We start from the raw sequence: 12,609 nt of genomic DNA, 5'->3' as shown, positions 1-12,609 counted from the left end.
CACACACGAATCTGATGGCCTGGACGTCCGTCGCCCTCCAGCCGAGGGCGGCTCGCGTGGGGCTGCGAACTGCCAGGAGCCTTTCCGGAAACAATCTTGCACCTGCTGCCAGAAATGTTCCGGAAAGCGGCCTCGGTCGGGGGCGCTGGCTGGCGCGGGCTCTGGTCGCCGGAGTGCTGGCGGATCGCGACCGTGCTGTGCCTCTTGCCGTGAGTCGTCAGGTGGACGTCCAGGCCATCACAATCGGTGGCCGCTCGGTGCCGCACGCTCGCGCACATGGGCGTGCGGGGGATTGTGATGGGCTGGGGTTCGGGATGTGTGAGGGTGGGGGTGTGGAGCGGAGATCTCGGTTGGCTTGTTTTGATTTGGATAACACGCTGATTGATCGGGACGGGGCGTTCTTGAAGTGGGGGCGGTGGTGGGCGGAGTTGAACGGGTTGGGGGAGTCCGCTGTTGAGTGGTTGGTTGCTCATGACAACGGTGGGTTCAGGCCGCGGGCGGAGCTGTTCGGGATGGCTCGGTCGCGGTTCGGTCTGGCGGCTTCGGTGGGGGAGCTGGTGGCGTCGTACGACGAGGAGCATCCGTTGTTCGCCTGGGTCGAGCAGCCCGTGCTCGAGGGGCTGGCCGAGTTGCGGGCAGCTGGCTGGCGGGTTGCGGTGGTGACGAACGGCGGCACCGTCCAGCAGAACCTGAAGCTGGAGTACACGCAGATCGCCGACGTCATCGACTACGCCTGCGTCTCCGAAACAGTCGGCATCCGCAAACCCGACCCCCGCATCTTCGAACTAACCGCGGCCCGAACCGGCGCAACCCTCGACGGCGGCTGGATGGTGGGCGACCACCCCTCCCACGACATCGCCGGCGGCATCGCGGCCGGCCTCCGCACAATCCAGATCGGGAAGCATCACACGCCCGCCCCATCAGCGACCGACCACGCGCACGGCACTGGGAAGCATCAGCCGGCAGCGGCCGACCATGCGCACGACATCGGGATGTATCACACGACCGGTACGCCAGCGGCCGACCACTCGCACGACATCGGGAAGCATCACCCACCGGCCGCCGACTACAAGTTCGAGTCGGTGGTGGAGGCGTTTCCTGTCATCTTGGCGGGATGACCTGGCCTGGTGGATCTTGCGGCCGTCGAAGGTGATCGTCGTAAGGCGGGACTCGATCTCGACCTCTGTCGCGTGGCCGCGGTAGTTGAAGTTGCTGAGATTGACGTTGCCTTGGGCAACTGGGTTCGGGTGATGGTCAGGGAGCCGTCTGGGTGGGGGTGGATGCCTAGGAGGCCGGTGAGGATTGCTTCGGCGCCGGTTAGGCCGGCGATGATGTTGATCCGGCGGCTGGTCGTGGGGATGCCGGGTTTGTCGGGGTAGTGGGCTCGGGATCATCGTCCTGGTCGGGATCTGGCACACGTTCGGCTACAACCTCGTGTACTTCCTCGCCGGCCTGCAGACGATTCCGGAGGGCTGTACGAGGCCGCCCGGCTGGACGATGCGGGCCGGTTCGCGACCTTCCGGTACATCACGATCCCGATGCTGCGTGCGGTCGGCGTGGTGATCGCGATCCTCGCGGTGATCGGGACGTTCCAGATCTTCGACCTCGTGCAGGTGCTGACCAGCGGCGGGCCGTCCTTCGCGACCGAGGTCGTGAACACGTACATCTACCACCTGGCGTTCGGTGGGAGTAACGCGAACGCAGTACAACCGGACTTCGGCCTCGCCTCGGCCGCATCGTTCGTGTACGGCGTACTGCTCATCGCGTTCTCTGTCGTCCAGGTCGTCGTACTGCGGTCTCTCGCCAAGCGTCGCGGAGGAGGAAGCCTGGCATGACGCGGCGGCGGGTGGTGACCGCGATGACTCATGTGGCGCTGCTGGTCAGTGGGCTCGTCTGGCTGTATCCGTTGTTGTGGGCGCTCGGGAGCTCACTGAAGAGCGACGACGACTTCTTCACCGACGGGCTGAATCCGATGCCGTCGCACTTCCTCTGGGCGAACTACCTGAACGCCTGGCAGGAGGCCTCGTTCAGCCGGTACTTCATGAACACAATTCTGATCACCTTAGGAACAGTGGTGATACTTTAGTAGTCACTTCCTGCGCGGGATACGTACTTGCCCGCACACGGTTCCCGGGGCGCGCAGGTTCTACCTCGGGCTGGTGTCCGCGACGCTGTTCCTGCCGCACGGCTACATGATCATCCCTGTATTCGACCTCATGCAGCGGTTGCATCTGCTGAACAGCCTGTGGTCGGTGATCATCGTCCAGGCGTTCGCGCGGATCATGCTGCCGCTGTCCGCCCCGATGCTCGCCACAGTCGGCATGTTCACCGCGATCACCGCGTGGAACAGCTTCTTCATTCCGCTGGTGTTCACGCTCGGCCGGCCCGAGCTGCGCACGCTGGCGATCGGCATGTACGCGTTCATCGGCGAGAACTCGACCGAGTGGACGCTGCTCTGCGCGGGCACCGTCATCACGCTCACGCCGATCATCCTGCTCTTCGTTCTCCTGCAGCGCTTCTTCGTCAACGGCCTGGCCGGCGCGGTCAAGCAATAGGAGGAATTCATGCGCACTGCGATCGTGGGAACCGGTCACCGGGCCCAGCTGTTCACCGAAGGGCTGGCTAAACGGGACGCATACGACGTGGTCGCGTTGTGCGACCCGAACTCGGTACGGATGGCGTTCCACAACCGCATGCTGCTCGCCGCGGGCCGGGTACTACGGGACCAGAGCGTGTTCGCTCCTGGAGTATCGATCGAGGACGACATGGCGGTGCTGGTCTCGTACGACACGGGCGCCACGATGACGTACCACCTGACGGCGTACTCACCGGTCGAGGGCTACCGAGTGATGTTCAACGGATCCGGCGGACGACTCGAACTCAGTGTCGAAGAGTCGACATTTACCGGCATCGTTCTGCGGCCCTTGTGGTCCGCGCCGGTCGATCACACCGTCGACCACGACCACGAGGGACACGGCGGCGCGGATCCCCGTGAGCCGGCCGCATTGCTCGACGGAGAAGAGACCGAAGGTGCTGAGGTCGCCGATGCGCGGCAGGCCGCGCTTGCCTTGGTGAGGGGGCTGGCTGCGAACCGTTCCTTCGAGACCGGGCTGCCGGTCCGGACGGCCGACCTCCTCAAGTGGTGATCAGAATAGTGATCACATGACCACTATTCTGATCATGAGAGCGCGGATCGCAGGATCGCGTGGGCGCCTGCGACGATCGCGTCCCGGTTGGCCTCGTACGTCGGGTCGGTGATCCCGGTCTTGTTCGTGAGGTCGAACGACAGCACCGGGACGTGCAGGTGGCCGGCCGGCATCGACGGGTCGAGCAGGTCGCGCTGCAGAGTGTTGCGGTAGGCAACTTCATTGGAGAGGTACCCACCGCCGGTGCCTTCGGAGGCGATCGAACCGGCCGTCGGACCGTCTGGCCGACGGACCGGTGTCGTCTCACCGGCGGGGATCTCTAGCACGGACGTGTTGACGCGGGTCCGGAACGGCGCGACCTCGGTCTTCGCCATCCGCGCGAGAGGCAGGCTCGAGGTCAGCCACTCCGGGCCTGCCGGCATGCTGGGGGAGACGACCGGGGCGCTGATCGTGCCGCCGCCCCAGAGGTTGTTGTTGTCGCCGATCGAGCTGACCGAACGCCTACGTCCGTTGAAGACCTCGAGATCGAAGATGCCCACGCGGCCCTGGCTCGCCGTCATCACCAGGTCCGCGTGCTGCGGCCCGGGGCGGTAGTGCGGTACGAGCGCGTTCTCGACCATGCTCTCGTCGAAGTCGGTGTACCGGACCGGGAACATCACCGTCTGGATCTCGTACGTCGTACCGTTCACCCTCCAGCGCTGACCGTCGAGTGTCAGCGCGTTGGCCCCGGACGGGTTGCCGATCCGAATGTCCGCGTCGAGCGTGAACGGGTCGAATCCGGTGACGAGGATCTTGCGGACGCCCGGGGTGAAGCGGGTGCTGTTGATGCCGCGGGAGGCGTACTCGAACGAGCGGATCAGAGTGGCGCGTTCCGTCGTACCGACGCCGAAGGCTGGTTGCCATTGGCGTAGGGCGAGGGCCATCGAGATGCGTGCCCAGTACAGCCCGCGGTCGTCGGTCGCGGGCAGGGCGTCGGTGCCGTGTGGGGCGCGTTGCGCGCGTTGCGTCGCCGTACGCCAGAGGGCCTCGCCTTGTGTGCGCACGAGGGCTGCTGCGGCCTGACGGTTGGGGACTCGGCACAAGAGTTGGGTGAACTGGTCGACTTGGCGGTCGAAGCCTGAGCGGCGCAGGATCTCCGCGGGTACCGACGGACCGCCGTTGATGCCACGGCTGAGTCGCTGCTCCTCGACCGTGCCGACGATCGACTGGTCCAGGCAGCCGGTGACCGGTCCGCCGCGGAAGGCGGGTGCGGTGGCTGGGAGTGCCTGAGCGATCGGGGCACCGGAGAGGACCGCTGTGAGCGCCAGGGCGCCGGCGACGAGGGAGCGGTGGAATGAGCTGGGGCGGAGTCTCATACGTGGTGTCTATCAGACTTCCGGGCGGGAACCGAGAGATCCTCGGTGTTCGTGGGTACTGCAGACTGTATGCAATCTGCTACGGTCGATGAGACGACACCGCCCCGCCGTCCGCGCGTGAGGAGACCCGCCGATGAACACCCCATCCCGCCGCCACATCCTCACCTCGTTCGGCGCAGCCCTGACTGCCGGCGCACTACCCGCCTGCACTACAGACGCTGAGTCGCGGACGTCGCCGGGACCCGGTCACCCAGGCGCATCGGTGGGAGGCGGTCAGCCGGGCGCCTCGGCGGGGGTGGTGGGGAGCCGGCCGCCGACGTCAGGAGTCGTGCAGACCGCGGGTGTGGTTGCTGATGGCAAGCAGGCGGTGGAGCGGTTGCTGGCGGGCAATGCGCGGTTCGTGGCCGCGCAGGAGCAGGATCTTGACGAGGGGATCGCGCGGCGGATCGCCGTCAGCAAGGGGCAGCATCCGTTTGCGACGGTCCTCGGGTGCGTCGACTCCCGCGTACCGATCGAGCTTGTCTTCGATCAGGGGCTCGGCGATCTGGTCGTCGTACGCAGCGCCGGCGGAGCGCTCGACCAGTCGGTGATCGGCAGCCTGGAGTTCGGAATCGCCGAACTCCACACCCCGCTCCTCGTCGTCCTCGGCCATCAACGCTGCGGAGCCCTGGACGCCACCATCAAGGCCCTCGACAAGCCCACCAAGCACCCCGGCAAGCTCGGCTACCTCGTGGACACCCTCGCCCCTGCCGTCCGTCAGGTCTCCAGCAAGCCAGGCGACCGCCTCACCAACGCCGTCCACGCCAACATCACCCACGTCCTCACCCAACTCCGCCAGTCACCCGTCGTCGCCCCATTGGAAAAGTCCGGCAAGCTCCAACTGACCGGCGCCTACTACGAACTGGACACCGGCAAGGTCACCCTCACCCCTTGAGCAATCCGAGGGAACAACCGGCTCTCCGGCCCGATGCGTGGGTCCTGGTGGCGGCCTCCGGGACTCGAGACAGGCCGTGGAGGCCTAGAACGCGATATTCCCTGTCTCCACCCACCAGCCCCTGTCTCGAGTCCCCACCACAGCACCCACCGCACCCGCCGCACGCACGCACCGCACGCACCACGCACGCACCGCACGCACCACGCACGCACCGCACGCACGCACCGCACGCACCGCACGCGCGGACGCACCGCGCCACGGCACCACCGCGTCCACCGCCCGTTCCGGCATACACCGCCTGGTCCGTGCCACCGCCTGGTCCGTGCCACCGCCTGGTCCGTGCCACCGCCTGGTCCGGCATACACCGCCTGGTCCGGCATACACCGCCTGGTCCGGCATACACCGCCTGGTCCGGCATACACCGCCTGGTCCGGCATACACCGCCCGGTCCGTGCCACCGCCCGGTCCGTGCCAGCGGCCGGGCGGGACGAGGACCCCTGCACACGAGGGGATATCCGCCGGTGTTGTGGCTTCTCTGGTGGTATTAGAGGGGAGAACCCACAACGCCAGGGGATATCCGGTCCTGTTGCGGGATGCGTGGTGTTGTGTTGCCGGCTGGGGAGTGGGCTGGTGGTGGCGCGGCTGTTCGCGGCGGGGTGGTGTGCACGCTCGACAGGTAGTGCACTGGCGAGACGCTGTACACACGGGTGCGTTCACGCTCAGGTGCACTACCCGTTCACTCGACATGTCCTGTCGAGCTGCAGATCACACCAGGCCAGGCATCGCCCTCGAACCCGTCGACCACCCACACGTCACTCGCTAGAGCCGGATCACGCTCTTCTGTTGGGCGCGTCAGTCGATCTGGTTGAGGTGGCCGTTGTCGACGTCGTACATGAAGCCGCCGACGAGGATGTCCTCGCCGATCAGGGGGTGTTCGCGGACGGCGGCGACGTCGCGGCGGAGGGCTTCGAGCTGGTCGGGGATGACCGAGATCGGCAGGTAACCGGCCGGTTTCCCGGCGGCCTGTTCGACCTTCGCGCGGAGGTCGTCCTCGGACATCGCGGCCATCGCGCAGCGGGTGTGCGGGATGATCATGATCCGCCGGACGCCGAGCAGTTGGACGCCGAGAACGAGGCCGGTCATCGTCATCTCGGTGACCCGCCCGCCGGCGGACCGCAGGACCTTCGCGTCGCCGGGTTTGAGGCCGAGCATCTCCAGCGGCGGGATCCGCGAGTCCATGCAGGTGACGACGCCGATCCCGGCATGGGCGATCCCGTCGAATCCGCCGTAGTGGAAGTCGGCGGCGTAGTCGGCGTTGGCCGCGAGCAGGTCGTCGAACCCGCCGCTCATCGCACCGGACCTGACACTGGACCGGAAACTGGGCCCGACACTGGGGTACCGGCTTGCAGAATCGACATGGCGAACGGTTCCTTTCCGCAGGAGTCCGGACGGGGTGGATCGGCTGGTGCGCTGGAGACCGGCACGATCCACGACCGCCCGTCGACATGCTGGACGGTGACAGTGTCAGCGCCTTCGCCGACGACCAGCAACGAATCCAGCGACAGATCTCCGGTCAATGAGCGTACGGCGACCTCGGCGGCCTGACCGCGCTTGGTCCACGTGGACCGGCCGCGCAACCCGGTCAGCACTGTTTCGCCACGGTCCGCCGCGGCCAGCACCTCGACCGCTGTGTCGACCGTGAGATGCCCGTGCATGGTCCCGGCCGGCAGGTACGTCGCGGTCGGCGCGAACCGGTGCCCGCCGAGGTGATTGGCCTCCCACACGCGACCCGGCACGCGCTCGGCCAGCCCCGCCACCAGCGGGCGACCGAGGAGGGCGCAGCACTCGTCGCGCTTCCCGTTCGTACAGACCAGCACGATCGGCTCGGCGACCGGCGTCAGCGCAGGCAGCGACGCAAGGGCAGCCGCGCGGTCACCGCGGGCCACCGCGCCGAGGTCGAGATTGTTCAGCTCGGAAGGATCCACGATCCGGCCGCCGAGCAGCCACGAACTGCCCGGCCGCGTGGAGGCGACGAAGACCTGGTGCGCTCGCTCGCGAGAGTCCGCGTGCCGGCCAGGGGAGCGGATCAGTCCGAACCGTACGTCGACCTTCTTGCACTCGTCGTCGAACGCCGCACCGAACCGTCGGTCGAGGTGACTCTGCGTCGGTGCCTTCGCACCCCACGGACCGGGCTGCTCGACCACGACCCATGCGGTCGCGACCACCGCCGTACCGGGCAACGGCTCCTGCAGTACCCGACAGAACGTCGAGCACAGGCCGTCCACAGGTGCAGGGGTACCAGGCGTCACAGCTTCACGGTACGCGACCTGAGACGGCTGTCCCTCATGGTGATCATCATGTGTGCGGTGTGCCACGCCGGCCGAGGAGCAGGACGCCCAGGGCGGCGGCCAGGAACGCGCACACCGCGGCCCCGGCGAAGATCGCGTGAACTTGTGAAACGGCCGCGTCGCGGAGCGCGTCGACGAACGGGCGGCAGTTGCCGGGGGAGGCCGGGCAGAGTTCGTTGGGCGATTTGATGCCGTCGGCAATGGCGTAGTACCGGCGAAGCCCGATCGCGGTCAGTGCCGAGACGCCGACGAGCATGCCGACCATCCGCGCGACCACCACGAGAGCGCTCACCAGACCGTGGCTGTCGGCGGGCGTCGCGCCGAGCATCGCCGTGTTCAAAGGCGATAGCGCCAGCCCGAATCCGAAGCCGCAGAGGAGCAGTACGACGGTCGCCGGCCAGTGATCCAGCGCCGTACGGCTCCAGAATGCCATCACCACGAACATCGCCCCGGACAACCCGAGCCCGGCGCCGGTGATCAACCCGAGCCCGTACCGCCGCGTCAACCACCCGCCGACCACCGCCCCGACCGGCAGAGCGATCAGGAACCGCAGCAGCACCAGCGCGGCCGCCAACTGACCACCGCCCTGGGTCGTGCGAGCAAACACCGGTACGTCGACCAGCGCCGCGATCAGCGCGCATCCGATCAGAAAACTGACCACCAACGAACCCCACGCCGGGCGATCACCCAACAAACCACGAGGCACGATCGCCGCCGCCGTACGACGCTGCCACAGCGCGAATGCGATGGCGAACACGGCGGCCGCGACGAGCAGCCACGGCCCGGCCGGCGACATGAGCTCGCGCTCAGGATCCGCCGTCGCGAAGGCGAGCACGACACCAGCCAACGCGACCGCGAGCAGCAGAGCCCCGACAAGATCGACTCGCGAGAGCACGGCAGCCACGTGCCCACGGGTCCGCAACAGCACGAGGCCGAGCCACACAAGCGCCAGTACCAGGGTGACGACCCCGATCGGCGTGAGCAGCCGGGACGTTCCGGTGAAAGGCACGAAGGGCAGACCGAGTGTGACCCCGGACGCGAGTCGATCCGGTGCTGTGAGCGTCAGGCCGAGCGCAACGCACGCGAGCAGCCCGACGGCGCCCGAGAGACGTGGACGCCAACGCCCGCGGAGCAGGAGCGCGAGGACGACGGCGACTACCAGGTTGAGCCAGAAGATGTACCGCCAGTCAGCCACCGCGAGTACGGCGGCACCCAGCAGCGGACCCAGCACGGCGCCCAGCTCCTGGACCGCCCCGACCACGCCCAACGGCAGCCCGCGCCGTTCCGCCGGCCACAGGTCAGCGACCAACGCCAGGGTGGCCGGAACCAGCCCGCCACCGCCGACTCCCTGAAGAAACCGACCGGTTACCACCAGGGGCAGGTCGTAGGCGCCGGCTGTGATGAGCGACCCGACCGCGAACAGCAGGAGCGCGCCGACGAGGACCGGCGTACGCCCGGCGACATCCGCGATCCGACCGATCAGCGGCAGCACGGCGATGTACCCGAGCAGGAACCCGGAGATGATCGGCGCCGCCCGCTGCAACTCGTCCGCGGACAGCCCGACCCCGGACATCATGTCCGGCAGCGCCAGCACCACGACGTACGTATCGGCCGCCGCAAACGCGACAGCAATCGACGCGAGCGTGAGGCGGGTCCTCGCGGTCACGGCTTCGTGATTTCGATCTTCTCGCCGTATTTGTCCAGGGTGACGTCGTAGCTGCTGGTGGCGCCGGAGTAGAACGGCCCGGTGATCGTCGCCGAGACCAACTGCTTGCTGTCCTTGTCGATCTTGAAGGTGCTCGGGAAGTCCTGGTCGGCCGGGGCCTTCGGGAAGATGCCCTGCAGGGACTTGCCCTCGACGGAACCGGTGACCTCGGTGAGAACCTTCGCGCCTTCGCGGGTCTCGCCCTTCACCTTGGCGTCCTTGAGCGTCGGCAGTACCGCGGTCAGGCCCTTCGCCGGATCGAGCAGAATCGCCGGGTCGGGTGCGCCGAGCCCGGCCAGCTGCGTCGGCGTGAGCTCGATGTAGCTGGGCGAGAACGACACCTTGGCGTAGACCTTGCTCCCGACCGCGACCACGTCGGCGTCGATCGGCGAACCGGACGACCGCACGGTCAGCTTGCCCTTGAACGCGGGTGCGTGCGTCGCGACGCCGTCACCGCTGGCGAGCGTCTGCGCGTTGTCGGGCAGGTCGCGTCCGGTTAGCACGATGTGCACGCTGGCGGCGTCGTCGATCGTCTTCTTGACGTCGGTCAGCAGCGCGACAGCGTCGCCACCTGATGCGCCACCGGAGCCGCCGGACTCCTTCTTGTCACTACAGCCCGCCACCGCAAGCACCACGACCGCGCACAGCGCGAGCACTCTCTTCACAGAGGTCAGCCTGCCAGATCGGGAGCGCATGCAGCGATGGGTTGAGCAACCGGTACGCCGGAGCCGTCGCGCCGCAGGTCGACGGGCGGTAGCTCGACGGGTGCGCCGCTGTTCGCGCTGGCCTTCACCGGCGCGGCGCCGACGTACCCGAGCAGCAGGCCGTCTTCGCCCTTCAGCAGCCGCTGGCAACGCACACCACCGGTCCCGCGGCCCTTGCCCGGGTACTCGCTGAACGGCGTCACCTTCACCGCACCGACCTCGGTCCCCGGCAGCGCGGAGGACGAGCCCGCGATAGTGACGACCTGCGCCTCGCGCCCGGTGTCGACAGCGCCGAAGAAGACCACCTTCGCCTTCGCAGCGAGCCGTACGCCGGCCATACCGCCCGCGGTCCGCCCCTGCGGCCGCACCGCCGACGCAGGGAAGTGCAGCAGCTGCGCGTCGGACGTGATGAAGCACAGCTCCTCGTCACCCGTGGTCAGCTCGACTGCGCCGATGACCTCGTCGTCGTCCTTGAGGCCGATGATCTCCCACGAGTCCCGGTTGCTGAGGTGATCTGGTACGACGCGCTTCACGACGCCGGTCGTCGTACCGAGCGCGACGCCGACCGAGTCCGGATCCATCGTGGTCAGCGCCAGCGCCTTCTCGCCCGGGTCCAGCGACACGAACTCCGCGATCGGCGCGCCACCCTGCAGGTTCGGCGCGTTCGCGGTCGTCGGTACGGCGGGAAGGTCGAGCGACTCGAGCCGGATCAACCGGCCGGCGCTGGTGATCAGCCCGTACTGCCCACGAGCAGTGCTCTTCACTGCGGACACGATCGCATCGTGCTTCGCGCGCGACTCGCTGGCACCGAACGGTTCGACACCATTGGTCCGCGCGAGCAGCCCCGCCGAGCTCATCAGGATCCAGCACGGGTCGTCGCTGACCTCGAGCGGCACGGCGGCCGTCTTGGTCGCGCCGGACGACTCCAGCAGCACGGTACGGCGCGGCGTGCCGTACGTCTTCGCGACCTCGGCGAGCTCGTCGGAGACCATCTTGCGGAGCAGCGTCGGGTCCTCGATGATCGCGGTCAGCGCCTCGATCTCGCGCTCCAGCTCGCCCTTCTCGGTCTCCAGTTCGAGCTTGGAGTACTTCGTCAGCCGGCGCAGCGGCATGTCCAGGATGTAGTTCGCCTGGATCTCGGACAGCTCGTAGATCTCGATCAGCCGGGACCGGGCCTCGGCCGCGTCGTCGCTGCTCCGGATCACCTGGATGACCTCGTCGATGTCCAGGATCGCGATCAGCAGGCCGTCGACGATGTGCAGCCGGTCCTGGGCCTTCTTCCGGCGGAACTCGCTGCGCCGGCGCGTCACGTCGTACCGGTGGTCGAGGTAGACCTCGAGCAGTTCCTTCAGTCCGAGGGTGCGCGGCTGTCCCTCGACCAGGCAGACGTTGTTGACGTGGAACGCGTCCTCGAGCGGCGTCAGCTTGTAGAGCTGCTCGAGCAGCGCCTCGGGCACGAACCCGTTCTTGACCTCGATGACGAGCTGCGTGCCGTGGGCGCGGTCGGTGAGGTCCTTGACATCCGCGATGCCCTGGAGCTTCTTGCTCTGCACCAGGGTCTTGATCTTCTCGATCACCTTCTCCGGGCCGACGGAGTACGGCAGCTCGGTGACGACGATGCCCTTGCGGCGCGGGGTGACGTTCTCGACGCGGGCGGTGGCGCGCATCTTGAAGCTGCCGCGGCCGGTCGCGTACGCGTCCTTGATGCCTTCTAGGCCGACGATCTTGCCGCCGGTCGGCAGGTCCGGCCCGGGGATGAACCGCATCAGGTCGTCGAGGTCCGCGCCCGGCGTCTTGATCAGGTGCCGGAGCGCCTGGATCACCTCGACCAGGTTGTGCGGGGCCATGTTGGTGGCCATCCCGACCGCGATGCCGGCGGCACCGTTGACCAGCAGGTTCGGAAAGGCGGCCGGCAGCACGTACGGCTCGGTCTCCCGGCCGTCGTAGTTCGGCTTGAAGTCGACGACGTCCTCGTCCAGCCCGGTCGTCATAGCCATCGACGGCGGCGCCATCCGGCACTCGGTATAACGCATCGCCGCCGGACCATCGTCCAGACTTCCAAAGTTGCCATGTCCGTCGATCAGTGGTACACGCATCGACCACGGCTGGGCGGTGCGGACCAGGGCGTCGTAGATCGCGCCGTCACCGTGCGGGTGGTACTTACCCATGACCTCACCGACGACGCGGGCCGACTTCACATGGCCGCGGTCGGGGCGGATGTTGTTCTCCGCCATCGAGAACAGGATCCGCCGCTGGACCGGCTTGAGCCCGTCCCGGGCGTCGGGCAGCGCCCGGGCGTAGATCACCGAGTAGGCGTACTCCAGGTAGCTGGTACGCATCTCGTCGGAGACGTCGACGTCGAGGATGCGCTCCTCGAAGTCCTCGGGTTCGGCGGTGCTGGTACGGCGTGCCATGCG

Annotated in this window: 12 protein-coding genes; 6 read left to right on the top strand and 6 right to left on the bottom strand. The window is 67.7% G+C overall.

Going from position 1 to position 12,609, the window contains the following annotated elements; all coding sequences use genetic code 11:
• Window positions 1–14: 14 nt before the first annotated feature.
• The 5 genes from ACWF0M_RS25085 (at window position 15) to ACWF0M_RS25065 (ending at window position 3,146) form a co-directional block, all read left to right on the top strand.
• Entirely contained in the window at window positions 15–1,118 is a 1,104-nt protein-coding gene (locus ACWF0M_RS25085) for an HAD family hydrolase (protein WP_452238139.1), read from the top strand.
• A gap of 291 nt (window positions 1,119–1,409) precedes the next feature.
• Window positions 1,410–1,835: a carbohydrate ABC transporter permease gene (locus ACWF0M_RS25080; RefSeq protein WP_452238208.1), complete on the top strand. Its 426-nt coding sequence runs from the start codon at window positions 1,410–1,412 to the stop codon at window positions 1,833–1,835.
• Window positions 1,832–2,086 (top strand): hypothetical protein, encoded by a 255-nt coding sequence (locus ACWF0M_RS25075; protein ID WP_452238138.1) that lies wholly within the window; start codon window positions 1,832–1,834, stop codon window positions 2,084–2,086. Before ACWF0M_RS25080 ends, ACWF0M_RS25075 begins: the two co-directional genes overlap by 4 nt.
• Before the next feature lie 73 nt (window positions 2,087–2,159).
• Window positions 2,160–2,555: a carbohydrate ABC transporter permease gene (locus ACWF0M_RS25070; protein WP_452238137.1), complete on the top strand. Its 396-nt coding sequence runs from the start codon at window positions 2,160–2,162 to the stop codon at window positions 2,553–2,555.
• A gap of 9 nt (window positions 2,556–2,564) precedes the next feature.
• Window positions 2,565–3,146, top strand: a complete 582-nt coding sequence (locus ACWF0M_RS25065; protein ID WP_452238136.1) for a Gfo/Idh/MocA family oxidoreductase — start codon at window positions 2,565–2,567, stop codon at window positions 3,144–3,146.
• 32 nt (window positions 3,147–3,178) lie between these two features.
• Here the strand turns inward: ACWF0M_RS25065 and ACWF0M_RS25060 are convergent, their stop codons facing one another.
• On the bottom strand, window positions 3,179–4,501 hold the full coding sequence (locus ACWF0M_RS25060; protein WP_452238135.1) for a hypothetical protein: 1,323 nt from the start codon (window positions 4,499–4,501) through the stop codon (window positions 3,179–3,181).
• Between the two features lie 133 nt (window positions 4,502–4,634).
• Here ACWF0M_RS25060 and ACWF0M_RS25055 point away from each other — a divergent pair, with 133 nt between their 5' ends.
• A complete protein-coding gene (locus tag ACWF0M_RS25055; protein WP_452238134.1) occupies window positions 4,635–5,435 on the top strand; it encodes a carbonic anhydrase in 801 nt (266 codons plus the stop codon).
• A gap of 852 nt (window positions 5,436–6,287) precedes the next feature.
• On the opposite strand, the gene ACWF0M_RS25050 is transcribed toward ACWF0M_RS25055, so the two are convergent.
• The 5 genes from ACWF0M_RS25050 to ACWF0M_RS25030 are packed head-to-tail and all read right to left on the bottom strand — an operon-like array spanning window position 6,288 to window position 12,606.
• Complete coding sequence (locus ACWF0M_RS25050) at window positions 6,288–6,785, bottom strand: beta-class carbonic anhydrase (RefSeq protein ID WP_452238133.1); 498 nt, start codon at window positions 6,783–6,785, stop codon at window positions 6,288–6,290.
• Window positions 6,782–7,744: a sucrase ferredoxin gene (locus ACWF0M_RS25045; RefSeq protein WP_452238132.1), complete on the bottom strand. Its 963-nt coding sequence runs from the start codon at window positions 7,742–7,744 to the stop codon at window positions 6,782–6,784. The genes ACWF0M_RS25050 and ACWF0M_RS25045 overlap by 4 nt, the downstream gene beginning before the upstream one ends.
• 46 nt (window positions 7,745–7,790) lie before the next feature.
• Window positions 7,791–9,449: an MFS transporter gene (locus ACWF0M_RS25040; protein WP_452238131.1), complete on the bottom strand. Its 1,659-nt coding sequence runs from the start codon at window positions 9,447–9,449 to the stop codon at window positions 7,791–7,793.
• Window positions 9,446–10,153: an LppX_LprAFG lipoprotein gene (locus ACWF0M_RS25035; RefSeq protein ID WP_452238130.1), complete on the bottom strand. Its 708-nt coding sequence runs from the start codon at window positions 10,151–10,153 to the stop codon at window positions 9,446–9,448. The genes ACWF0M_RS25040 and ACWF0M_RS25035 overlap by 4 nt, the downstream gene beginning before the upstream one ends.
• A 5-nt stretch (window positions 10,154–10,158) precedes the next feature.
• Window positions 10,159–12,606: a DNA gyrase/topoisomerase IV subunit A gene (locus ACWF0M_RS25030; protein WP_452238129.1), complete on the bottom strand. Its 2,448-nt coding sequence runs from the start codon at window positions 12,604–12,606 to the stop codon at window positions 10,159–10,161.
• Between the last annotated feature and the right edge of the window lie 3 nt (window positions 12,607–12,609).

The organism is Kribbella sp. NPDC055110 (genome assembly GCF_053607525.1).
Note: the sequence above shows the minus strand (reverse complement) of the source record. Positions and strands in the feature narration are given on the sequence as shown.

Bases quoted from the DNA above. Each gene is read 5' to 3' on its own strand.
- ACWF0M_RS25085 (WP_452238139.1), top strand. From the start codon at position 15: ATGGCCTGGACGTCCGTCGCCCTCCAGCCGAGGGCGGCTCGCGTGGGG.
- ACWF0M_RS25075 (WP_452238138.1), top strand. From the start codon at position 1,832: ATGACGCGGCGGCGGGTGGTGACCGCGATGACTCATGTGGCGCTGCTG.
- ACWF0M_RS25065 (WP_452238136.1), top strand. From the start codon at position 2,565: ATGCGCACTGCGATCGTGGGAACCGGTCACCGGGCCCAGCTGTTCACC.
- ACWF0M_RS25060 (WP_452238135.1), bottom strand. From the start codon at position 4,501: ATGAGACTCCGCCCCAGCTCATTCCACCGCTCCCTCGTCGCCGGCGCC.
- ACWF0M_RS25055 (WP_452238134.1), top strand. From the start codon at position 4,635: ATGAACACCCCATCCCGCCGCCACATCCTCACCTCGTTCGGCGCAGCC.
- ACWF0M_RS25050 (WP_452238133.1), bottom strand. From the start codon at position 6,785: ATGAGCGGCGGGTTCGACGACCTGCTCGCGGCCAACGCCGACTACGCC.
- ACWF0M_RS25030 (WP_452238129.1), bottom strand. From the start codon at position 12,606: ATGGCACGCCGTACCAGCACCGCCGAACCCGAGGACTTCGAGGAGCGC.